This window comes from Paenibacillus sp. AD87, assembly GCF_001659845.1.
Classification (GTDB): Bacteria; Bacillota; Bacilli; order Paenibacillales; family Paenibacillaceae; genus Paenibacillus; species Paenibacillus marchantiae.
On record NZ_LXQN01000019.1, the window covers coordinates 907,307 to 931,252 of the forward strand.

A 23,946-nucleotide genomic window follows, 5' to 3' on the forward strand; every position below is an offset into this window, starting at 1 on the left:
GCTTTGTCCATGAGCGAAAGGGGAGTACTCACTGTGAGCAAGCTGTGGGGAGGACGTTTTACCAAACAAACCAATCACCTGGTTGAGGAATACACAGCGTCAATCAATTTTGATAAAGCGTTGGCCGAGGAAGATATTCAAGGAAGTCTGGCTCATGTAACGATGCTGGGCAAATGTGGAATTCTGCCAGCAGAGGATGTAGAAACGATTAAGGAAGGTTTGATCACTGTTCTGCATAAAATCCGTGCAGGCGAAGTGGAATTCTCCGTATCGGATGAAGACATCCACATGAATATTGAGAAAAACCTGATCGATACCATCGGCCCTGTAGGCGGCAAATTACATACAGGACGTAGCCGGAATGACCAAGTGGCAACGGATATGCACTTGTACTTGCGTGAGCGCGTAGTTGGATTTGTTGGCATGCTGCACTCGTTGCAGGAAGCGCTGATCGGACAAGCCAAAGATAATCTCGATACGATTGTACCGGGATATACGCATCTTCAACGTGCACAACCGATTCTGTTCGCCCATCACCTGATGGCGTATGTATCGATGTTCCAACGGGATGCAGAGCGTCTTATGGACAGCTACAAACGCATTAACGTTTTGCCACTGGGTGCAGGTGCGCTTGCAGGCACAACGTTCCCGATTGACCGTCATTTTGTGGCGGAACAACTGGGCTTCGATGGTGTATATGAGAACAGTCTGGACGCGGTCAGTGACCGTGACTTTATTGTGGAGTTCCTGGCAGCCGCTTCGCTGATCATGACTCACTTGTCCCGTCTGAGCGAAGAGTTGGTCCTGTGGAGCAGCACAGAGTTTGGTTTTGTTGAACTGGATGATGCATTCTGCACGGGCAGCAGCATTATGCCACAGAAGAAAAATCCAGACGTTCCGGAACTCGTTCGTGGTAAAACAGGACGTGTGTACGGCAACCTGATCGGTTTGCTGACCGTGCTGAAATCTCTGCCGCTCGCTTACAACAAAGACATGCAGGAAGACAAGGAAGGCATGTTTGACACGGTAGCGACGCTGGAAGGCGCACTTCAATTGTTCGCTCCGATGATTGCGACGATGACGGTCAATAAGGGTCGGATGCGTCAAGCAGTCAATCAGGATTTCTCGAATGCTACGGATATTGCGGACTTCCTCGTGGGCGAAGGTTTGCCATTCCGCCAAGCGCATGAAGTTATCGGTAAGACGGTATTGTATTGTATCCAGAACGGTAAGTATCTGCTGGATCTGACAATTGATGAATTCCGTCAGTTCTCTCCGTTGTTCGATGAGCGTATTTACGACGTGCTGCAACCAGAAGCGGTTGTAAATGCTCGTAACGTATACGGTGGAACAGCTTCGAACCAGGTGGCTGATGCGATTGGACGTAGTGAAAAGGTGCTTAAAATTACAGAGCAATGGATCACCAATCGGGGTTAGTGACGCATTTACTAGAATGAAATAAAGATATATAACGCAAAAACAGGCCGGAGAATATGTCTCTGGCCTGTTTTTTTGTTTTTCATATTTTATAAATTGAACCTATTCTCGTTCACGCAAAGGCAACCATTTCAGCACATTCTGAATCTTCTCGTCCCAATATCCCCAGTCATGTCCACCGGGTTCTTCCTCGTACGTCAGTTGAAAATCGGTCTGTGCACAAGCTTGACGGAACGATTGATTCTCTTCATACAGGAAATCTTCTGTCCCACAGCATTGGTAGAGCAAAGGTTTTGGATCTTTGAATGTTTTGCTTTCTTCAAGTAGATGCAGCAAGTCATTCTCCGAGCCTTTAATTTCTGCTCCGAAAATCCGCTTGAATTCAGCATCACTTAATGCCTTAACAATTCGGTTATCCATATGTGCTACCATGTCGAGCGCTCCCGACAAACTTGCCGCAGCTGCGTATTGCTCCGGTTTGTGAAGTGCCAGCTTGAATGCTCCGTAGCCACCCATGGACAAGCCAGCAACAAAGTTGTCCTCACGTTTGTGTGATAGCGGGAAGAAGGAACGCGCGAGTGCAGGCAGCTCTTCACTGATGAACGTCCAGTAGCGTCCGCCTTCTGCCATATCCGTATAGAAGCTGCGATGTACCTGAGGCATCACAACGGCAATACCAAGGTCCGCAACATATCGTTCGATGGATGTACGACGCAGCCAGATGGAATCATCATCCGATAGCCCATGCAGCAGATACAGCGTGGGATGTAATCCCTGACCGGATACGTTATCCATGCCAATCTGATTGTGGGTCTGTTGTGGAAGAATAACATGCATACTGGTGCTTAGACCAAGCGTGTCAGAGTAAAAGTCACATTTAATAAGTGCCATATATATGAGAAACCCCTTTCATAAGTCCATTAACGATGTGTTCTGACCCGATTCTATAGGAAGGGATCTGAATCCATAATGGTTCCATAGTGTCTATAATAAACAGGTTATACGCAAAGTCTTTTCATTGCAATAATAAGAAATTCACCACTAGTTATTCACCTTATTTACAACGTAACAATGTTATGTTACACTGTTTTCAACACAAAGGGGGACCATATATGACGGATGATTTGATCTCCAAAAAAGAATTGCTGGACCTGACGGGTATCTCCTACGGCCAGTTGTACCGCTGGAAACGGAAGAATCTCATTCCGGAGGAATGGTTTATTCGGAAGTCGTCCTATACGGGACAAGAAACTTTTTTTCCAAAACAACAGATTTTACTGCGGATTGACAAGATTCTCAATATGAAAGACGGCTTGTCGCTGGATGAACTGGCAGACGTGTTTTCACCAACATTGGGTGAAGTGGAAATGTCCGCTCAGGAGCTGTTAGAGCGAAACATTGTTTCGAGCATTTCGCTTGAGCTGTTGAAAGAAGCGGGTCGGGAGCGGCCGCTGTATGCTTTGGAGCAAATTATGATGCTCTATGTACTTGATAAGCTGCTAATGAGCGGAGATATTACCCGCCAGGAGGGTACGCTGCTGATCGATGTCATGTCCGAGCATTATTATCGTTTCACAGGCAAACCAAGCGAGCTGGTGCTTATTCGCAAGATGGGTGTCCCTTCATTCTTGCTGGTAACGGCAGGAACAGAGCTTTATTTTGACAATGGAGTGAAGGTCGTTTTCAGGCAATCGATGGGGACGTTCATGGAAGAGTTAAAACTCAAATTGGGATAAGGAGAGGATCATATATGGAGGAACGTAATTTGCGCAATGATCTGAACGTAGCGGGCATGAGCCAAACGGCAGGCGGGAATTTTCACCGGGTATCTATCGATGGCATGGCTAAAGTAAACGGTAACCTGGACTGTACCTCCATGAATGTGAATGGAACATTGAAGATGCACGGTGCTTTGAGCTCAGAGAGCGCAACGATCAACGGTATGTGCACGCTGAACGGCCCCTTGATCAGTTCTCGTGTTCGTGTGGATGGCTTAACAACCATTAACGGAGACCTCCGAAGCCCTGAGCTCGAAGTCAACGGGAAGTGTACTGTTCGTGGACGGGTTGATGGGGAACGAATTGATATTGGTGGCGTGATCGATATTGAAGGCGACGTACAATGTGAGTCTTTGAACGTACAGGGCAATATTAAAATTAGTGGCTTTCTGAATGCGGGAACGGTAGAGATCAGGCTGCATACATCTTCTTCGGCGAGAGAGATTGGCGGAGAACGCATTGATATTCGGCGTAAGGAACAGACGGGTTTTTGGAAAAGTATTGGCCTAGGCGGTACCCCGTCCTTCAAGACATCCTTGATTGAGGGAGATGAAATCGTGCTGGAAGATACCGAGGCTGATATTGTTCGTGGTAGCAAGGTTCATATCGGTCGTGGCTGTAACATCAGGTTGGTCGAATATTCGGGTGAACTAGAGGTTGATCTAGATGCCAAGGTGGGCAGTAGTCAGCGGATTTAAATTTGATATGAAAAGAAAGGGATGTGATGGATTTGAATAACCATTTTGCTGGTTCATTGGATAAAAAACATGACATTAGCATCATCGGCGACGGCAGTTCTTCTGGCGGTGTGTACGGCAAGGTCAAGGTAGTGGGGGATTCCTCATTTAATGATAATCTGATCTGTGATCAATTCAAATGCACCGGCACATCCATCATATACGGAACTCTGGAATCAACGGATATCAAAATTACAGGAACCCTTACCCTGAAAGAGCGGGCTGCTGCCGGCGACGAAGATCAGGAAGGCAATTATGCTTCTAACCTGTATGCAAAAGCTGAACATATGAAAGTGGTAGGCGAGCTTCATGTATCAGGCGATTGTCAGGTGGAGAATATGAAGTTGAATGGCCGTTTTACGATAACGGGTATGCTCAGTGCCGAAAGTATGACACTTAAAATTATGGGTCCATCCGAGGTGAAGGAAATGGGCGGTTCCATCATTTCAGTGAAGAGTTCGCGGGGGAAACTGCTGGAGGGTTTGTTCACTGGTAACAAGTCTATTCTCAAGGCCAATCTAATCGAAGGCGACGAAATTGAACTTGAGAACACGGAGGCCGAGGTTGTACGAGGAGATAAAATAAAAATTGGCCTTGGGTGCCGAATTGGTACTGTGGAATACCGCTCTTCTCTGCAAATTCATCCGCAATCGGAAGTTTTGGTGCAAAGCAATCGGTCCTTGGACTGATTATCCGCCGTAACTTTTCGGATATACTAATTCAGTCATATGAATCGGATGTGAATGGGAGAGATTGAGTAGAATGGCTACACGTAAAAATAATATTGGATTGGTGCTGGCAGGGTTACTGCTAAGCATACTGATGGCTTCGATGGACAATACCATCGTGGCAACAGCTATGGGCGACATTGTCGGGAAGCTAGGTGGGCTCGACAAGTTCGTATGGGTGACCTCCGCTTACATGGTGGCCGAGATGGCCGGTATGCCAATCTTCGGTAAGTTATCCGACATGTACGGACGGAAGAAGTTTTTTGTTTTCGGAATACTGGTATTTATGCTTGGATCCGCATTATGTGGAACGGCAACATCAATCGTTGAGTTAACGATGTACAGAGCCATTCAGGGTATTGGTGCAGGTGCACTGGTGCCGATTGCCTTTACAATCATGTTTGATGTGGTCGCACCAGAATCACGGGGTAAATTGGGCGGTTTGTTCGGAGCTGTGTTTGGTTTATCCAGCGTATTTGGTCCACTGCTGGGTGCTTACATTACGCAGTATGCGACTTGGGAATGGGTATTTTATATCAACCTGCCGCTTGGTCTGATCGCGTTTGTGTTCATTGCATTCTTCTACAAAGAATCGCATCAGCATCAATCACAACAGATTGACTGGCTGGGCGCAATCACACTGATTGGTGCGGTGGTCTGTCTCATCTTCGGGCTTGAACTGGGTGGCAAAACGTTCGCCTGGGGCTCCTGGCAAATCATTGGCCTGTTTGCCGGATTTGTGGTGCTAGCGCTGCTTTTCCTGTTTGCAGAAACGAGAGCCAAGGAACCCATTATCTCGTTCGGCATGTTCCGCAATCGGGTGTACTGGTCCAGTAACGTTATTGGCATGTTCAGTGGTGCCGCTTTTATTACTGCATCCGTGTATATTCCAATCTTCATCCAGGGGGTACTTGGTGGCAAAGCGACTAACTCTGGTCTCGTATTATTGCCCATGATGCTGGGTTCCGTTGTGACAGCTTCCTTGGGTGGGGTACTGATGACCAAAATTAAGTATCGCAACATTATGATTCCTACGCTGGCGTTGCTGGTGGTTGGTCTTGGATTGCTGACGACATTGGATGAAACTTCGTCTCTATGGACGATACGTATATTCATGGTGATGATTGGTCTCGGTGTCGGGGCGTCATTCTCAGTGCTCAGCAATGCAGCCATGAACGCGTTTGAACCGCAAAGACGCGGAGCAGCAAGCTCCACACTTAACTTCCTGCGTTCACTTGGGATGACGATGGGCATTACCATCTTTGGTATCGTGCAGAGCCAGGTATTTACGCGCAAAATGAATGATGCCCTCGCCGGATCGGCGGCGGAAGCGGGTGGTGCTGGTGCTCCTGCAGGCGGCGTGCCTCAGGGAGTGGATCTGAGTGATCCACATGCGTTGCTGTCGCCAGAGCTGAGAAAGGCGATTCCGCCTCAGGTGCTGGATGCCATTACGCATGCATTGTCTTCCTCCATCGTGCAGCTCTTTGCCTGGGCTGCGATTCCCGCTGCACTCGCGTTGATTGCTGCTTTCTTCATGGGTAATGAGAAGATGGTTATCGGCGAGGAGCAGAAAGAGTACACAGGCGGACATTAAAGTTTCAGTCTAGTTAATACACAATATGTATCTGTAAAACAAACCAAAGACACATCTCTCAGGCGACCCAGTATGGGGAACGGGAGATGTGTCTTTTTGCATTTGTTTTACTTTTGCTGAGTTGAGCCTATACAGGTGAACGCAAGTGAACGCAAGTGAAAGAAAGATTAAGGCTGCTTCGTGTCGCTGATGCCATCCTCTACGACTGAAGGCTCCTTGGGATCAGGCAGGTTAGTATGACCAGAGCGGGCAATCAGGCGATTCTGGGCTTTGTACGTGTCACGTGTAATGGTTTTGGATTCGACAATTTTACCATCCACCTTTTTGGTGCGTAGCGTCTCCACAATATATCCGGGTTGACCGTTTTGGAGCACCTGTTGGGCACCGTCAGGCAGCACATTGCTCGATACATATTTGACGGGAGCACTTAATGTCTCAATTGTACGGGATTCCAGAGCATAACTGACGTTCTCCGGGAAGGTCCCGAAAAATTTGATCGTTAAGCTTCCACCTTCCACTTTGGCATGAATCAGCAGAGACTTACCGGTATTGTTTTTGAACCGAAAATTGATAGAACCTGAGGCGAACGTGGCATCCAGCCCCTTCGGCAAATATTTGACGGGCAGGGAGTGGTTGCGGCGTTCTACTATATCCAGTCCGGTCAACAGGGCTGCGTTGTAAACGGTGCTCGATACCTGGCAGATGCCGCCTCCAATGCCGGGGGTCAGCTGCCCATTCACGATAACCGGGGCTTCCCGGAAACCATAGTCTTCCTCGGCCTTGTGAATAACCTTCTCATAATCAAAAGTACCATTTGGCGGCAAAATCATGCCGTTAACGGCTTGCGCTGCTGCGCTGACGTTATGTATCCGGCCTGCACTACTGTTTCCAAGGCCAGTGGAGAACTGGATGATCTTCCGGTCAATTCCCTCTTGGCGCAGCGAATCGAGAGTCACTTCGGGTTGCAGCGTATACAACGGCAGCTGAATCAACAGCGGGTTGGGCTTCGCATCATGGTCCAGTGGAGCGAAATCCCGGTGCAGCTTAGCCTGCATCTGGCTCGCGAGTTCATCCCAGGCGATCCGGCGGACGCCTTTTTCCGGGATGTACTGGACCTTGTCACTTGCGGTAATGCGGCGAACAGCGTTCGCGGGTGTACCGAAGGTTTCCTTTTCCCAGGCAGGGGTAAGCTGCTCTTTCAACGATTTTGAATTATACGTCAGCTTCAGGGACCACTCCTTGATGAAATGATATCGGGCATACGCGCGCTCCCACAGATTGCCTTCATCCAATTGCTGCACAGCGGTCCGGAAGTCGTCAGCACTGTAGCTTGCGCCTGTCTGGGCGGCGCTGAACATCATCGTTTTTGGTGTAGGATCGTCAACCTCCAGAGTGATCGGCCACGCTTCCATTTGTTTTAATCGTTCATCCAGTGCCGGTAGAACTTCCTTGCGATTCACGCCCTCAACCGACCACTCCGCAACACGTACACCTTCCGGTAGGGCGGGTTGGTTCACGTACATATACAGCAATCCATAGGACGCGGAACCGATTAATAGGATGGAGAACAGTGCAATGACCATCAAATGTATTTTTTTCATATCCGAACGCTCCTTTGTACTTCTGTTGTTCCGCATTTCGTAACACTTTCCATATATATGATCCAATGATGGAAAACTTTCGGGTACTCAATAGGTAACAAATTTGTTACAATAAAATTCATATGAATCCATGCTTCACCATCGAAAAAGGGGCGAAATGGATTTTCCCTGATGAAATTCAGGTCTTTTTAAAGGAAATGCCGGGATTGTGTCGAAATGATAATGGCTAACTATGCAACGGGAAGTGATGATGTGATAGAAATGCAGGACGTGTGGAAGACCTACGCCAATGGTACCCACGCATTACAAGGGGTGTCGGTGAAGATCGACCGCAATGAATTTGTCTATATCGTCGGTCCGTCCGGCGCAGGCAAATCGACATTTATGAAATTGATGTACAGGGAAGAAGTTCCGACCAAAGGACAAATATCCATTAACGGATTTAATATCGGAAAGTTAAAGCCACGCAAAATTCCTTATGTACGCCGGAATATCGGCGTTGTGTTTCAGGATTTCCGACTTCTGCCACGCATGACGGCATTTGAGAACGTGGCATTTGCCATGGAAGTTATTGAAGCACCGAAGCGTCACATCAAGAAACGAGTGATGGAAGTGCTTGATCTGGTTGGATTGCGCAGCAAGGCGAATCGTGAACCGTCACAGTTGTCGGGTGGGGAACAGCAGCGTATTGCCATCGCACGTGCCATCGTGAACAATCCGTCTGTTATTATTGCGGACGAGCCTACGGGGAACCTTGATCCGGAGACGTCATGGGGCATTATGCAGCTGCTGGATGAAATTAATTTTCGCGGAACCACCATTGTTATGGCGACCCACAACAAGGATATCGTCAATACGATGCGTAAACGGGTTATTGCGATTGAGCGGGGTCAGATTGTACGGGATCAGATGAGAGGGGAATACGGTTATGAATTTTAGTACTCTCTTGCGCCATTTACGGGAGGGATTCAAAAACGTATTCCGCAACGGCTGGATGTCCGTGGCCTCCATCATGTCCATTATCGTGTCATTGCTCATTCTGGGCGTGTTCATGCTGCTGGTGCTTAATGTGAATTCCATGGCCAACCAGGTGGACAGTCAGGTCGAGATCAGTACGTTTCTTGAGCTGAACGTGGATGAGAACCTGCGTAACACGCTGGAGCAGGAAATCAGTGCGATGCCTGAAGTCAGTGAAATTCGTTTTGTTTCCAAAGAAGAGGGACTCAAGGAATTCCGTGAACGTCTCGGAGAAAGTGCAGACAACGTGCTAAGCGGTTTCGATGTGGATAACAATCCACTGCCGGAGACCATTGAAGTAGAGGTTATTGAACCGGAAACCGTCACTTTTGTGGCGCAAAAAATCGAAGCATTGAACGATAAACACCCGGAGAAGCCGATCATGAAAGTGAACTATGGCAAGGAAACGGTGGAAGTGTTGTTCAAATTTACGAAGCTTGTCCGGAATATCGGATTTATTTTTGTTGGGGGACTGGGGTTAATGTCCATGTTCCTGATCTCGAATACGATTCGCGTAACGATTCTGGCTCGGCGCCGGGAGATCGGTATTATGAAACTGGTTGGAGCAACCAACACGTTCATTCGTTGGCCTTTCTTTGTCGAAGGGGCATTGATTGGATTGATCGGTTCGGCGATTACGGTAGCGGTACTGTTCTTCGGCTACAGCCGCCTGATGGCTACGATTGGTCAGGATGTATTCATGCAGATGCTTAATCTGATTCCACTCGGTGATATTTGGCTGCTGTTTGGAACATTGTTGATCGGACTGGGTGTGCTGGTAGGTATTTTGGGAAGTACATTGTCCATCCGCAAGTCTCTTAATGTTTAATCGAAAAAGAATGGCAAAGCAGGTTCACAACTGAACGCTGTTTGACGATATGTAGTAAAGACGGAGTCTTTAGTGTAAAGAAAGCAAAGAACATGCTGTTCACCACCTGTGCAGGTTGCTTTCTTGTGAATTCATAGGATGGGGGATCACATTTTGAAAAAAACAGCTTCGCTGCTGGCTTTAACGTTATTGGCCAGTTTGACGCTTCAACCTTCTGACGGATATGCCAAGAGTAGCATTAGCGACATTGATCAGCAGATTCAGCAACTGGAGAGCAAGGCGGCTTCGGCCAAAAAGGAGCAGCAAAAGGCTGCCAGCAATAAAAAGGAAGCCCAGCATTACAAGAACAAGACCAATGCTTACTTGAAAGTAGTCATGGAGCAGATCAATGTGGTTAGTGATGAGCTGGCAAACGTATCCTTGCAGATTGAAAATACGGAAGAGGATCTCCGGACAACGAAAAAAGATCTGCAAGCCGCAGAAGAACGTATCATTGCAAGAGAGAAATTACTTGAATCACGTGTACGACTGATGTATACAGACGGGGCCGTTTCTTATCTCGATGTGTTGTTAACTTCCACAAGCTTCTCTGATTTCCTGACTCGTGCCGATTCACTGAAAACGATTGTGGATCAGGACCAGCATCTACTGGATGAACACAAAAAGGACAAGCAGCTCGTCGTGGACAAAAAAGCAGAACTCGATGTGCAATATGCAGAAGCCAAGAGTCTGTATGCGCAGAAGAAACAGCGTAAGTCCCAATTGAATGAGAAGGAACAGGAGAAGCAAGTGCTTCTCGCTTCTTATGATGCTAAAATTGAAGAGTCGGAAGAGCTGACGCAAGAACAGGAAGACGTATTGATGCAGATTGCCAGCAAACGTTCGGCCCTTCTGCAAGAGAAAAATAAATTGCGTGAGCAGCAAGCGGCGGCAGCAGCCAAAGCAAAAGCAGCAGCAGCTGCACGTGCCGCGGCAGCTGCGAAGGCGGCGACCAAGGTTAGCTCCAACAGCAGCAGCAGTAGCAGTAGCACGTCATACTCCAGTGGTAACGGCATCTTTGGCATGCCAGTATCAGGTGCGCGTGTATCTTCCGGTTTTGGACCTCGTATTCACCCGATCACGGGTGAAGTAGGTAAAATGCATGCAGGTGTAGACTTTGCTGTTGCTCAAGGAACGTCCGTTCATGCTGCTTCAGGCGGGATCGTCATCATGGCTGAATGGTATAGCGGATATGGTTACACCGTCATTGTTGACCATGGAGGCGGATTATGGACGCTTTACGGTCATTTACGTGAAGGCGGATTTAAGGTAAGCAAGGGTGACACGGTAAGCCGTGGCGATATTATTGCTGAATCAGGCAGTACAGGCAACTCCACTGGACCGCATTTGCATTTTGAAGTACGTGATAATGGAACAGCAGTGAATCCATTTAACTATTTGTAGTTTTTAGCCAACAGTTGGAATGGAACAAACATATTCCGTACAAGCTAGGCATATACTAAGCTGGCATGTTCAGGGAATGATTCACGGAACAATTGAATTTGACACGCTTCAATACTAAAGGCGGTGACAAACGGATGATGAAGAAAAGATCGGCCCTGCTGCTTGTCATTGTAGCCCTTCTCGGAGGCAGCCTGCTTACGTTGGTGCTGATGAGCTCTCCTGGCCTGGCACAGACGACACCTGGCGAAGGATTGCTCGCCAGCGTTACTGGCAGTTCGCAGCAGAAGAACGATTTGAAGAAGATTGAAACCGCGATGGATTTGATCTCAAGCAACTATTATAAAGACGTGGATCGAACCAAACTGATTGATGGTGCGATCAACGGCATGATGGAATCCCTTGGTGATCCGTACTCCAACTATATGGGGCAGGAAACAGCAGCCCAGTTCGAGGAGTCGATTGAAGGTTCATTTACCGGAATCGGCGCAGAGGTATCCTCACAGGACGGGAATGTCGTAGTGGTATCACCGATCAAAGGATCGCCTGCCGAGAAAGCGGGTATTCGCGCGAAAGACATGATCATGTCCGTGAATGGGGAATCTCTGCAAGGTTTGGAACTGAACAAAGCCGTTAACAAAATCAGAGGTCCAAAAGGCAGTGAAGCGAAGGTACAGGTTAAACGTGCCGGATCTTCCGAACTGATTGACTTTGTCATTGTACGTGATGACATTGACCTGGAGACGGTTTACGCCCACATGGAGGATAACGGTGTTGGTGTTATTACGATCACCCAATTCTCGCTGAACACAGGAGATCGCTTCAAAGAAGAACTGGCGAAGCTGGAGAAGCAGAACATGAAGGGCCTGATCATTGATGTTCGTAATGACCCGGGTGGTGTTTTGCAGGTCGTTATTGATATTGCAGAGCAATTTGTTCCGAAAGGCAAAGTTATTGTTCAAGTCGAAGACAAGAACGGTAAAAAGGAACAAAGCAAATCGAACGGATCAGGTAAATCGTACCCAATTACGGTATTGATGAACAAAGGAAGCGCGAGTGCGTCGGAAATTTTGGCTGGTGCATTGCAACAGTCGGCAGGCGCAACGCTGGTTGGAGAAAACTCCTTTGGTAAAGGAACCGTACAGACGAGTTATGACAAGCAGATGGGTGATGGCAGCCTGCTTAAAATCACCATCGCGAAATGGCTGACTCCGAATGGGGACTGGATTCATGAAAAAGGGATCAAACCGGATATTGCGGTGAACCAGCCGGATTACTTCTCGGTGGCACCAATCAACAAAGAAAAATTACCTTTGAAATACGACAGCAATAGCACGGATGTGAAAAGTGCGCAGACGATGCTGAGAGGACTTGACTTTAAGCCGGATCGTGTAGATGGATACTATGACCAGAAGACAGAAGAAGCGGTCAAAGCATTCCAGAAACAAAAAGGCATTCAAGCAACTGGCCAGATTGATGAGAAAACCGCGGAATCACTGGAAGCGGCTCTGATTGAACGCATTGCCAATCCTCAATATGATGCACAGCTGAAGCGCGCGATCGAAAATGTCTCAAAGGATATTTCGTCCGCAGTGTCGAAGCCATAAAGAAGGCTGATTTTCAGCCTTCTTTTTTTCTGAACCGGCTGAAGGAGAGGGGTGACCGTCCACAATGGAATGGGCTTGGCCATGGTTGACCACATTAGGAGAAGCATTGTTGCAGTTGTTTATTCAGCCGTTTTATTATATTGCGGTAATCTTGATTGCTCTCGTTTATCATCGTCAACTCTTACAGGAACGTAAATTGTTCCACGTTCGTCTGCAAAGCTCGATAACACAGACCATTCGTGCAGTACTTGGAGGTATTGTGATTGGTGTAATGGTCTCAGTCGTGTCGCTGTTTCTCGGGGCACATCTTACACTGGGCAGCCTGATCTGTATTTGGGCAGCTACGTTATTCCTGGCATTATTCCGTATCCGATACTTATGTTTTGCTTATGCTGCAGGTTTGCTTGGCGTGTTGCAGTTTGGTTTAAATATGGCTTCGGGCTGGCAGCCGGCAGGATGGATGGGAAGTGTCACTGAAGCATTACGTGCGCTGGATATGCCTGCACTTCTTGTGCTCGCAGCTGTATTACATATCGGTGAAGCACTGATGGTACGTATGCAAGGGGTATCGATGGCATCTCCTCTGCTCTTCGAAGGTAAACGAGGAAAGCTCGTTGGAGGATACCAGTTGCAACATTTCTGGCCGATTCCGTTACTGATTCTTGTTCCAGTTACGGGCGGGGCCGAATTGCCATGGACTGCTTTGATCAGCGGAGGGAATGGCTACATGCTGGTTGCTCTACCGATTATGCTGGGATTTGGAGAAGTTACGCAAAGTATGCTCCCCGGGAAAAAAGTCCAGATTTCCGCAAAACGATTGCTGTTATATGGGACAGGGCTACTTGTGCTCAGCCTCCTGGCTGCGTGGTGGTCTCCACTCATGGTTGTCGCAGCCTTGGCTGCTTTCATTGGGCATGAGTTCCTGGTGTGGTACAGTGGCTTTGAGGAGCAAAACCGCAGCCCACTGTTTGTACACCCTGAGCACGGCCTGAAGGTGTTGGGTGTCATACCTGATAGTCCTGCGGAAGAACTGGGAATTGAAGCAGGGGAAACCTTGTACAAGGTGAATGGCGTATTGGTGCATTCGCCTGAGCAATTACATCGCGCTTTGCGTATGAATCCAGCCTTTTGTAAGCTGGAGGTACGTAATCATCAGGGTGAGAGCAAGTTCATGCAACGGGCGATCTATGAAGGTGAGCATCACCAGCTCGGGGTGCTTATGGCTCCGGACAATCATGAAGCCTGGGCGCTCCGCTTGCGTCCGCTAACTCTGTTTCATATCGTAAGTCTCAAGTTGTTCGCACGACGTCGGAAAGATCAGCTTGATGTTGAGGCTCCACTAGCACTGCCACCCGCACCGGCGGGGGAGCAAAGATCTGTAGAGATGTAATGAAGAAAGGGTATTTCCTCCGCCTAATTAGGCGAGGGAAATACCCTTTTTACTACTTTTTCAACATGAAAATGGCGATTTGGGTCCGGTCGCGCAAACTAAGCTTGCCGAGAATATCCGTAACATAGTTTTTGACCGTGCCTTCGCTCAAGAATAGCTTTGCGGCAATTTCTTTATTGGACAGCCCTTCTGATATAGCCTCTGCAACAGCCAGTTCCATACGGGTTAATCCGTAAGAGTCAATGGGTTCATGTGTTTGAGGAGCTGCAGCAGGACGGAGTAGACTCGCGAGCTTACGAGCAATATCGGGATGAATCAACATATCCCCGTTATGTACAGTCTTGATGCCTTGAATGATCCGGTCAGGAGGCACATTTTTGAGTAAATAACCGCTGGCTCCGTTTTGCAAAGCCTGGATAATATACTCGTCATCGTCAAACGTGGTAAGCATCAGTACACGCACGTCAGGGAAGCTTGCCTTAATAATTCGGGTACCTTCAACTCCGTCACAATCTGGCATGCGAATATCCATAAGTACAACGTCGGCAATTGTTCCTGACTCCAGCAGTTCCAGAGCTTCCCGGCCGTTTGAAGCTGTACCTGTAACGGTAATGCCGGGATCGAGTCCAAGCAGGACTTTGAGACTTTCACGGATAAAGGAATCATCATCCGCAAGCATCAGCCGAATGGACTCAGGGTGAACAGAATGGCTCGAGTTATTTAATACATTCAGGTCTGACATGAGCAAATCACTTCCTTTTTTAGATCAGTTCAGCTTTGTTCGTCATGGGCAGGCGTGTAATCACCGTATAGGGATAGTCCGCCTTGATCTCCAGTTTTCCACCAACCATCTGTGTGCGTAGGCGCATTCCTTCGAGCCCCATGCCGAGTCCTGTAGACTCTAACTTTACGCCCGGGTTAGCACGAGATCTTTCATGTCTTGCTTTCGTTTGTTCCTTGGTGGAAAGGGTATGGATCTTCCCATCGTTGCTGATAGACATACAGATTTCTCTTTCTCCAAATTCCAGTTCCACTGTAATCGTAGTGGCATTTCCATGACGGAGGGCATTGGTCAGGGCCTCTTTTGCATTTTTGTACAGAACGATTTGCATACTGGGATAGAGTACATGTGAATGACCACGCACTTCGTAACGCGTTTTAACACCCGTTTCCCTTCCAACGTCTTCAAGCAGACGATCTAGTGCGTAGGCATCGGATATATATGAGTCAGGACGCAATTTGTGAAGCGTGGTTCGCATGTCATCCATACTGGCGGCCAATTGATCCCGAATCTGTCTCACCATTTCCGTCCCCTGTTCTGGGTGTATAGGGAGGGTGAGGAGGGCTGCCTCAGACATCATTTTGGTGCGAATCAGGCGATGACCAATATCATCATGAAGCTGTCTGGATATCCGGGTACGTTCCTCAACCTGTGCCGCTCCTTCAAGTTGCTTCGTGAATTGCAGCAATTGTTCTCGTGCCTCCTGAAGCTCGTAATGTTTACTACGCAGCTCATCGTACACCTGTTCAAGCTGCCCACGGCTGCTCGCGCTTCTAGAACCCTGCCAAGAAAGTGTTGCGGTGATGAGCAGGAGCAAGTTACCTGCAACCCGAGCTATTGTCTCTTGGGTGAAGCTAAAAGGAATGGCCGTGTTGGTGTGAAGTGTAAGCCATGCATGAAGCTCCTGTGTTGGGGCGTAATACCAATGTAACGCGGTATTGCTGGCGATAAGCTGAATGGCGAGCATTAACCACCGTTGGGTCCTATCCAGTCTGTACATGTACACATAAAGCGCAGATAAGGAGAGGAAAAACATAAATGGGCCGTATAGAGCGATCAGCCAGCAGCTGAAGAGAATTTCGGCCGCAAGCAGCAAACGCTGCATACCTGAACGGGAGAAGTCTTTCCAAACTGCGAGTCCTAGCGCAATGATAATATACAGAGTATAGCTATCTTCTTGTTCCAGGGGTAGCACCAGAATGTACAGAACCGCAGGAACTATGAGTAAACCGTATTGCAGCAACCGCATCGGCATATGTCAGAGACATCCTTTTTTTTAGAAGTGAAGGTATACCTTCCGGTAATCTATATAAATTGAACAAAACATTTACACGAGAACGGAGAGGACAGAAATAACCTGAAGAAGCGGAGCTAAAAGCTTTCTGAAAGAAAGCTGCATCGAAAGCATACGCTTCGCCTTTATCCCCGGATTTTCCCCTTTGAAAAAGGGAATCCAAAAAATCTGGGGATAACAGCGATCGGAAGTTTGTTCTGTCATCGGAGTAGCAAGTGTAAATATCCTTTAGTTCAATTTATCTATGTCGATTATATCATAGGCAGTTTTCCCAACCGAACATGACTTAAGTCACCTTTGTTTCATGACCTTTCGTACCTTCGCAGAAGATCACAATTCGTTACAATACAGATATGAAAATCCAGTCGCAGGAAGCTGGACGGAGAGGAGTGTATAATCTATGGCTATGCTTGAAGTGGATCATGTCGTGAAACGATACGGTAGCAAGCTGTCAGTGGATCATTTAAATCTGAGTGTCGGTAAAGGTGAGATTTTTGGATTGCTTGGACCCAATGGAGCAGGGAAAAGTACCACCATTAGCATGATTGCCGGTCTTTTAAATATGGATCAAGGTGAAATTCGGTTGGATGGCATATCGGTCAAGGAACGGCCGCTTGAAGTGAAACGCAAAATCGGGCTGGTACCGCAGGATCTGGCTCTATACGAAACGATGACCGCTGCGGAGAATGTCACTTTTTTTGCCCGACTATATGGACTCCGTGGAAAAATGCTTAAAGAAAGGGTGCAGGAATCCCTCGAATTTGTAGGTTTGCAGGACAAAGCGAAAGATGCCCCGTCCACTTTCTCAGGCGGTATGAAACGCAGGCTGAACATTGCGTGTGCCATTATGCATCGGCCGGAATTAATCATTATGGATGAACCAACAGTGGGCATCGACCCGCAATCACGGAATCATATTTTGGAGTCGGTCCGTACGCTTAATCAGATGGGGTCAACCATCATTTATACAAGTCATTACATGGAGGAAGTTGCAGCAATCAGTCATCGGGTAGCGATTATGGATCAGGGGCATATCATTGCCTGTGGCACCGAAGCAGAGCTGAGAGAACGGGTTGCATCTGATGAAAAAATAGTGCTCACCACTTCCGGCATTGGTCCCGATGTTGTGGAGGAGTTGAAACTTCACCCCCGTGTGCGGGCGGTAGAAGTATCAGACGACACATTGACCATTACGCTGCCTTCCGCGCAGCAGGATCTGCAGGATATGCTTTTCATTTGCAGCAAACATGAAATCTCCATTCAATCGCTCAAGGTTGAAGAGCCTGATCTGGAAACGCTCTTCCTCAATCTGACCGGACGTACGCTTCGGGACTAGGAGGATTCAGATGAACATATGGCATATTTGCATCTTTGAATTGAGAAGAATCCTGAGAATTCGCTCCGTTCTACTGAATCTGTTTATTCTGCCGCTGCTGCTCATCTTTATATTGGGTACTGCACTTTCCAGTACAATGGGTACTGCAAAAGAAGCCATTCCTGATCCGGTGAGAGTAGGAATCATTCAAACAGAAGAGAATTCCGATTCTGGAGCGATCAGCAAAGCTTTAAATACATTTGTGACATCCCCGGCGATATCCGGCATGATGAAGGTACAGAACATTTCAACGGAAAAAGAGGCTGTAATTGCACTGCGACGTGGTGATCTGGATTTTGCCGTAATCGTCCCATCAGATCTGGAGGAGCGGATCGTGAAAGGGGAAGAGGCAAGGTTGCAATGGATACTGGGGAAAGATGGCACGCTCAATGTTGTAGGTGAGACTTTGTTTACGCGGTTTACGGATGAATTGAACAGACAGGTCGCTGCTGCGAAAGTGCTAGGTCCTGATGCAGTAGCTGCAATGGCTGAGCATTCACAGACCAATAGCGCCAACACTTCATATATAGCCGTCAGCAGTCCCGGAGAGGTGGGTACCTCTTATAGCGCTTCACAATATTATGCAGCTTCCATGCTCGCCATGTTCATGCTTTACTCAGGCATGACAACCAGCAACAGCTTGTTTGGTGAAAGAGACAAAAAAACGCTAACTCGCTTACAGGCAGCTCCAATCGGCAATGGGGTCATTTTTGCAGGGAAAATTGCAGGCAACAGCCTGATTGCTTTCTTGCAGGCCATCATCATCGTACTGGCGACACATTGGTTATATGGTGTGAACTGGGGCACACATCCCGGGTTGATTGTTCTGATCTGTGTGCTGATTACGCTGGCTTCCATGACTCTCGGCGTGATTGTTGCCCTGGTGTGCAAGAATGCCGCATCGGCAAGTGCAGCTCTTCAAGGCATCATTATTGCCATGACGTTTATTAGCGGTGGATTCACACCCATTGCCATTGGTTTTGTACAACGGATAAGCGAATTTACGGTAAATCACTGGGCTCTGCAAAGTTTTCTGCGGATGATGCTGAACGCTCCCGTAAGTGAGATTATGTACAGCATCATGATGCTTGGTGCGGTATGTGCGGTAATGGTGGCGGCAGCAGGACTGATCTATAGAAAGGCGGGATATCGCTATGAATAGCCTGAATATTGCCTGGCTGATGATCCGGCGCACGATATTGCGAAAACGGGGTTTCATCACGTTCTTTCTTCTTCCTTGCCTTGTCGTCACAGGTACAATTGCGCTGTTTGGGAGCGAGGAGGGAACACGTGCCGTCATTCCTTATGTAAACGAAGATCAGGGTGCAGCAGGCAGATGGATATTGGATGAGCTGGGCCGCAAAGAGGAATATCTGCTCAAACCCATGAACAACGTTGCGGAAGTTAAGGAAGCCATTGCGCAGCAAAGGGGGAGTTCAGGACTCATTATCCCGGCGCATTACACGGACAATTTACTGCAAGACAAACAACCTGAAGTTCAGCTAGTGGAACTTCGTGTCAGTGAAAGCTCCTATACTTTGAGGGCTGCGGTTGAAGGTTTGGCAGCGGGATTGAGACAATCTGCTTCGGCAGTATTGGCAGCGACAGATGCGGCATCGGATGAGACTCCTGATCCAGCTCTGGCCCAAGCAAAATTTAAAGAGTTGTTACTTGAACTTGATAAACATCAAATTTCGGGTGAAGCAACTGAGCTGCAGATTTATCCCAAACCGGGTCTGAACAACGTGACCGGATTTACGATTATGTTCATGATGGGGCTGCTGACCAGTACAGTTGCTGTTATCATGGAAGACCGCAGGCAGCGTACGATGACAAGAATCTACACGGCTCCGGTCCGCGCTTATGAAATCGCACTGGGCAACTTTCTAGGGAGTTTTGCGATCGGTTTGATCCAAATTGTTTTGGTACTGGGGATTAGCAGATGGGTGCTTCATTATGATGCGGGGATTCCATTTGGCACCCATCTTCTTATTCTGGCCGCATTTATGCTGGTCTCCATGGGAATTGCGAGTACGGTTGCCGGCTTGATTCGTGAATCCAAAAATGCAACCATGCTGAATTCACTGATTATCACACCGACGTGTATGATTGGCGGCTGTTTCTGGCCGCTATCGATTATGCCGGATTATATGCAAAAACTCGCTAATTTTGTTCCACAGAAATGGGCGATTCAAGCGGTGGAAACGATCTCTGCTGGCGGTACGTTGTCGGACATTGCCCTACCGCTGCTGATTCTGTTTGGCATGGCAGCCATTTTGCTGACGGTCGGTTCTGCGATTCTTCGTCCCAGCCAGCCAGGCGTAGATGCGTAAAGTGTGAATCGTTTGTATGATGAAGGTAATCACTTCGTGTGCCATTGCTGTAAAACGAAGGAAGAAATTGATCCGCCTTTTTTTGCAATAAAAGTATAGAAGTAAAAACAAAAAGCACGTTCTGCTGAATCGAATTCAGTAAGAGCGTGCTTTTTATAATAGAGCAAGGATACTTCATACGAAATGTTGGAGATTAAGGCTGGAGTTGACGCAAGACGGTGATTTCCACACGTCTATTTTTTTGCCGCCCTGCTGCGGTGGTATTATCCGCAGTTGGGCGCGTATCCGCGTATCCGGCATATTGAAAGCCGTCAGGGTCGAGCTTTTCTTTATCGAGAAAAAATCGTAATACAGACAGTGCGCGTTCACCGGAAAGCTCCCAATTGTCTTTATAGGTAGCGTTTGCCCCGACAGGAACGTTATCCGTATGCCCTTCAATGCTGACAACTGTGCTCAGATCACGGAACAGGCTTGCCAATTTGCTCAGTGTGGGTGAAGCATCACTTTTGAGTGCGGCTTTTCCCTGATCAAACAGGAAGCGGTCACTGAGTGTGATAGAGATGCCTTGCGGCTTGTCCGCAACAAAAATCTGATTTTCCAGTTTATTGTCCTCGATATACTGGGTAATCACATTGAACAGATTTTGCAGCTCCTGCTCCTGTGATCTGAATTGCTCTTCACGCTCCGTAAGTGGCTGATCGTCATCATCTGGCTTACCTGTCTCGGAGCCGGAAGAGGGTCCTTCGCCTTCTACGGGGTCTTCGCCCTGAATCTGGGAAGGCGGATTCTTGGTAATGGCTTGTCCAGCTGTACCACCAATGCCTTCACCTTGATCAAGCAGGGAGTTGGATTGGTTGAAAGTATTTTGCAACGATTGAGTAACCACATCGTATTTACCAGAATCCAGATGGCTCATGGCATACATGATCACAAAAAAGATCAGCAGCAGGGTAATGAGATCGGCATAGGTAATCATCCAGCGATCTCGATGATCTCCAGGTTCACGTTTTCCGCGCCGTTTACTGCGCCGACTCATCCAATCCCTCCTTCACTAAAGGACGTGTAATCTGGCGGTGAGTGAGTGTGAAGGACTCCAGCCGTTTACGCACAAGCTGAGGATTTTCCCCGTTCTGGATGGATAATACGCCTTCGAGCAGCATTTCCATCGTCTGGATTTCGTCTGCTCCACGGGATTTAATTTTGGAAGCAATGGGTAAAAAGATAAGATTGGCACTGGCGACCCCGTAAAGGGTTGCGGTAAAGGCAACAGCAATTGCTGGTCCCAGTCCGGTAGGATCAGTCAGACTGCCGAGTACCTGAATAAGTCCCATCACGGTACCAATGATACCCATCGTTGGAGCATAACCGCCTGCTGATTCAAAAATTTTGGCATAACCTTCATATTTTTGTTCGACGGAATCAATCTCCATCTCCATGATCTGGCGAACAACATCCTGATCTGTGCCATCGACAACCATCTGAATACCATCTTGCAAAAATGGATGCGGATGGTCCATTACTTTTCGTTCCAGTGCAAGCACGCCTGAGCGGCGAGCAATTGAAGACATATCTACAAGTTCTTCAACCCACTGGCTTGAGTCATTGTTGTTACGCCCAAAGGCCATGCGGAGGGCAGCAGGAATCGTACGCAGTCGATGTGCAGGGAAACTGGCAACTACTGCGGCAATTGTTCCACCAAATACAATTAAAGCAGCCGTCTTTTGCATCAGACCGGATAATTGGCCACCTTCCCATAAAAAACCACTAATGACTGCGGCAATCCCGGCAATAATGCCGATAAGTGTCGCAATATCCATAAATTAACCCACTCCTATCTTTAGTTCGCGATTGCATCACTTGCACAGACGAGGTATAATTATACGGGAACAAATATTCCTATTACTATAAGTTTTCCCATATGTAAATTCGGGGAACTTCGACAATATATAGTGACTATTATTTTAGACGATAGGGTGAGATACGGCAATGAGCGATATTATAATGAGCGACAAAACGTTCGAAATCGAGTCAGAGTTTTCTCCCCAAGGTGATCAGCCTGCAGCCATTGAAGAATTGGTGAAGGGCGTTCAGGAGGGGAAGAGATATCAGACTTTGCTGGGTGCAACCGGTACGGGTAAGACGTTCACCATTGCACAGACGATTGCCAAGCTGCAACGTCCCACACTGATTATTGCCCACAATAAAACGCTGGCAGCTCAGCTTGCAAGTGAGTTCAAAGACTTTTTTCCAAATAACATGGTTGAGTATTTTGTCAGTTACTACGATTACTTTCAGCCAGAGGCCTATATTCCTTCCTCGGATACGTACATCGAGAAGGATTCAAGTATCAATGAAGAGATCGATAAGTTGCGCCATGCGGCTACGAGTTCATTGTTTGAACGCAGGGATGTCATTATTGTAGCGAGTGTATCCTGTATCTATGGTTTGGGTTCTCCGCATTCGTATTCCAGCATGCTTCTGTCCCTGCGGGTAGGGATGGAGAAACCGCGCAATCAGATTTTGTCCCGTCTGGTGGAGATTCAGTATCAGCGAAATGACATTAACTTTGTGCGCGGTACGTTCCGCGTGCGGGGCGATGTCATTGAGATCTTTCCAGCATCCAAGGGTGAACATGCGATTCGGGTGGAATTATTCGGAGATGAGATTGAGAAAATTACGGAGATTGATGTGTTAACCGGAGAACTGGTTGGGGAACGTGAGCACATTGCGATATTCCCGGCATCTCACTTCGTAACCCAGGAAGAGACGATGAAGGTTGCGCTAGTGAATATTGAGCGTGAACTGGAAGAGCGTCTTGAAGTATTGCGTGAACAGGGGAAATTGTTGGAGGCTCAGCGACTGGAGCAACGTACCCGGTACGATATCGAGATGATGAAAGAAGTCGGCTTCTGTTCAGGGATTGAAAACTATTCCGGCCCACTGACATTCCGCGAACGAGGCGATACACCTTACACGCTAATGGACTATTTTCCGGATGATATGCTGATTGTGGTCGATGAGTCCCACGTGACTCTTCCACAGATCCGTGCGATGTATAACGGTGACCAAGCACGGAAGACTGTACTGGTTGATCACGGATTCCGTCTGCCATCTGCGCTGGATAACCGCCCTCTCAAATTCGATGAGTTTGAAGGGAAGATGGATCAGATTATCTATGTATCTGCGACACCAGGTCCTTACGAGATTGAGCATACGGATACGATGGTGCAACAGATCATTCGTCCAACCGGTCTGCTTGATCCAATTATTGAACTGCGTCCAACGAAGGGGCAGATCGATGACCTGATCGGTGAGATTAATGACCGGATTGCGAAAGACGAGCGGGTCCTGATCACAACATTAACGAAGAAGATGTCCGAGGATTTAACAGATTATCTGAAGGAGATCGGAATCAAGGTACGTTATTTGCACTCCGAGATCAAGACATTGGAGCGTATGGCGATTCTACGTGATCTAAGGCTAGGGGTTTTCCATGTCCTTATCGGAATCAACTTGCTCCGAGAAGGTCTGGATCTTCCTGAAGTTTCCTTGGTAGCCATTCTGGATGCCGACAAAGAAGGCTTCCTACGTTCGGAACGCTCACTGATTCAAACGATTGGGCGGGCGGCGCGGAACAGTGAAGGTCGAGTTATCCTGTACGGTGACAAAGTGACAGATTCGATGGAAAAAGCGATGAAGGAAACGGAACGCCGTCGTGCGATCCAAATTGCGTATAATGAAGAGCATGGTATTACACCACAGACGATTCGTAAAAAAGTGCGTGATGTGATTGAAGCGACCAAAGTTGCCGAATCCAAGAAAGACTATCTTACAGGCGCTGCCGAGAAGATGTCGAAGAAGGAACGTCAGTCGCTTATTCAGCGCCTAGAGGCAGAGATGAAAGACGCAGCCAAAAACTTGCAGTTTGAGCGTGCTGCTGAACTTCGCGATGCTTTGTTGGAACTACGCGCAGAATAGCTTCATGAAGGCAGACTGCATAGATAT

The 23,946-nt window shown here is 47.8% G+C and carries 20 protein-coding genes; 14 read left to right on the forward strand and 6 right to left on the reverse strand.

Annotation, left to right across the window (positions count from 1 at the left end; genetic code table 11):
• Nucleotides 1-33: 33 nt before the first annotated feature.
• Nucleotides 34-1,437, forward strand: coding sequence for an argininosuccinate lyase (gene argH, locus gpAD87_RS27555; protein WP_064642079.1), 1,404 nt, complete (start codon nucleotides 34-36; stop codon nucleotides 1,435-1,437).
• A gap of 102 nt (nucleotides 1,438-1,539) precedes the next feature.
• On the opposite strand, the gene gpAD87_RS27560 is transcribed toward argH, so the two are convergent.
• On the reverse strand, nucleotides 1,540-2,328 hold the full coding sequence (locus gpAD87_RS27560; RefSeq protein ID WP_064641947.1) for an alpha/beta hydrolase: 789 nt from the start codon (nucleotides 2,326-2,328) through the stop codon (nucleotides 1,540-1,542).
• 221 nt (nucleotides 2,329-2,549) lie between these two features.
• On the opposite strand from gpAD87_RS27560, the gene gpAD87_RS27565 reads away from it, so the two are divergent.
• The 4 genes from gpAD87_RS27565 to gpAD87_RS27580 all read left to right on the forward strand — a co-directional run bounded on the left by gpAD87_RS27565 (nucleotide 2,550) and on the right by gpAD87_RS27580 (nucleotide 6,274).
• Complete coding sequence (locus tag gpAD87_RS27565; RefSeq protein WP_064641948.1) at nucleotides 2,550-3,173, forward strand: YhbD family protein; 624 nt, start codon at nucleotides 2,550-2,552, stop codon at nucleotides 3,171-3,173.
• A gap of 14 nt (nucleotides 3,174-3,187) precedes the next feature.
• Nucleotides 3,188-3,913 (forward strand): polymer-forming cytoskeletal protein, encoded by a 726-nt coding sequence (locus tag gpAD87_RS27570; RefSeq protein ID WP_064641949.1) that lies wholly within the window; start codon nucleotides 3,188-3,190, stop codon nucleotides 3,911-3,913.
• Nucleotides 3,914-3,939: 26 nt separating this feature from the next.
• Nucleotides 3,940-4,641 carry a hypothetical protein gene (locus gpAD87_RS27575; RefSeq protein ID WP_064641950.1) on the forward strand — a complete coding sequence of 234 codons (702 nt, stop codon included), beginning with the start codon at nucleotides 3,940-3,942 and terminating at the stop codon, nucleotides 4,639-4,641.
• 73 nt (nucleotides 4,642-4,714) lie between these two features.
• Nucleotides 4,715-6,274: an MDR family MFS transporter gene (locus tag gpAD87_RS27580; RefSeq protein ID WP_064641951.1), complete on the forward strand. Its 1,560-nt coding sequence runs from the start codon at nucleotides 4,715-4,717 to the stop codon at nucleotides 6,272-6,274.
• A 167-nt stretch (nucleotides 6,275-6,441) separates the two neighbouring features.
• Here gpAD87_RS27580 and gpAD87_RS27585 read toward each other — a convergent pair whose 3' ends face one another.
• Nucleotides 6,442-7,875, reverse strand: coding sequence for a VanW family protein (locus gpAD87_RS27585; protein ID WP_064641952.1), 1,434 nt, complete (start codon nucleotides 7,873-7,875; stop codon nucleotides 6,442-6,444).
• A 252-nt stretch (nucleotides 7,876-8,127) separates the two neighbouring features.
• Here gpAD87_RS27585 and ftsE point away from each other — a divergent pair, with 252 nt between their 5' ends.
• The 5 genes from ftsE (at nucleotide 8,128) to gpAD87_RS27610 (ending at nucleotide 14,158) form a co-directional block, all read left to right on the forward strand.
• The gene (ftsE, locus tag gpAD87_RS27590) at nucleotides 8,128-8,814 is read left to right on the forward strand and encodes a cell division ATP-binding protein FtsE (RefSeq protein ID WP_024631580.1); all 687 of its coding nucleotides are present in this window, start codon (nucleotides 8,128-8,130) and stop codon (nucleotides 8,812-8,814) included.
• Complete coding sequence (ftsX, locus tag gpAD87_RS27595) at nucleotides 8,804-9,721, forward strand: permease-like cell division protein FtsX (protein ID WP_063567509.1); 918 nt, start codon at nucleotides 8,804-8,806, stop codon at nucleotides 9,719-9,721. The genes ftsE and ftsX overlap by 11 nt, the downstream gene beginning before the upstream one ends.
• A gap of 153 nt (nucleotides 9,722-9,874) precedes the next feature.
• Entirely contained in the window at nucleotides 9,875-11,164 is a 1,290-nt protein-coding gene (locus gpAD87_RS27600) for a murein hydrolase activator EnvC family protein (protein WP_064641953.1), read from the forward strand.
• A gap of 134 nt (nucleotides 11,165-11,298) precedes the next feature.
• On the forward strand, nucleotides 11,299-12,768 hold the full coding sequence (locus tag gpAD87_RS27605; RefSeq protein WP_064641954.1) for a S41 family peptidase: 1,470 nt from the start codon (nucleotides 11,299-11,301) through the stop codon (nucleotides 12,766-12,768).
• Between the two features lie 64 nt (nucleotides 12,769-12,832).
• A complete protein-coding gene (locus gpAD87_RS27610; protein ID WP_064641955.1) occupies nucleotides 12,833-14,158 on the forward strand; it encodes a PDZ domain-containing protein in 1,326 nt (441 codons plus the stop codon).
• Nucleotides 14,159-14,210: 52 nt separating this feature from the next.
• On the opposite strand, the gene gpAD87_RS27615 is transcribed toward gpAD87_RS27610, so the two are convergent.
• Entirely contained in the window at nucleotides 14,211-14,900 is a 690-nt protein-coding gene (locus tag gpAD87_RS27615; RefSeq protein ID WP_064641956.1) for a response regulator, read from the reverse strand.
• Between the two features lie 19 nt (nucleotides 14,901-14,919).
• On the reverse strand, nucleotides 14,920-16,194 hold the full coding sequence (locus gpAD87_RS27620) for a sensor histidine kinase (protein ID WP_064641957.1): 1,275 nt from the start codon (nucleotides 16,192-16,194) through the stop codon (nucleotides 14,920-14,922).
• Between the two features lie 439 nt (nucleotides 16,195-16,633).
• On the opposite strand from gpAD87_RS27620, the gene gpAD87_RS27625 reads away from it, so the two are divergent.
• The 3 genes from gpAD87_RS27625 to gpAD87_RS27635 are packed head-to-tail and all read left to right on the forward strand — an operon-like array spanning nucleotide 16,634 to nucleotide 19,941.
• Entirely contained in the window at nucleotides 16,634-17,569 is a 936-nt protein-coding gene (locus gpAD87_RS27625; protein WP_064641958.1) for an ABC transporter ATP-binding protein, read from the forward strand.
• Nucleotides 17,570-17,579: 10 nt separating this feature from the next.
• A complete protein-coding gene (locus tag gpAD87_RS27630; RefSeq protein WP_064641959.1) occupies nucleotides 17,580-18,770 on the forward strand; it encodes an ABC transporter permease in 1,191 nt (396 codons plus the stop codon).
• Entirely contained in the window at nucleotides 18,763-19,941 is a 1,179-nt protein-coding gene (locus gpAD87_RS27635) for an ABC transporter permease (protein ID WP_064641960.1), read from the forward strand. The genes gpAD87_RS27630 and gpAD87_RS27635 overlap by 8 nt, the downstream gene beginning before the upstream one ends.
• Nucleotides 19,942-20,134: 193 nt before the next feature.
• Here the strand turns inward: gpAD87_RS27635 and gpAD87_RS27640 are convergent, their stop codons facing one another.
• Nucleotides 20,135-20,977 carry a flagellar motor protein MotB gene (locus gpAD87_RS27640; protein WP_064641961.1) on the reverse strand — a complete coding sequence of 281 codons (843 nt, stop codon included), beginning with the start codon at nucleotides 20,975-20,977 and terminating at the stop codon, nucleotides 20,135-20,137.
• Nucleotides 20,961-21,758 carry a flagellar motor protein gene (locus gpAD87_RS27645; protein ID WP_064641962.1) on the reverse strand — a complete coding sequence of 266 codons (798 nt, stop codon included), beginning with the start codon at nucleotides 21,756-21,758 and terminating at the stop codon, nucleotides 20,961-20,963. Before gpAD87_RS27645 ends, gpAD87_RS27640 begins: the two co-directional genes overlap by 17 nt.
• A 169-nt stretch (nucleotides 21,759-21,927) precedes the next feature.
• Between gpAD87_RS27645 and uvrB the strand changes: the two genes are divergently transcribed.
• Entirely contained in the window at nucleotides 21,928-23,919 is a 1,992-nt protein-coding gene (gene uvrB, locus gpAD87_RS27650; RefSeq protein WP_063567499.1) for an excinuclease ABC subunit UvrB, read from the forward strand.
• Nucleotides 23,920-23,946: the final 27 nt, after the last annotated feature.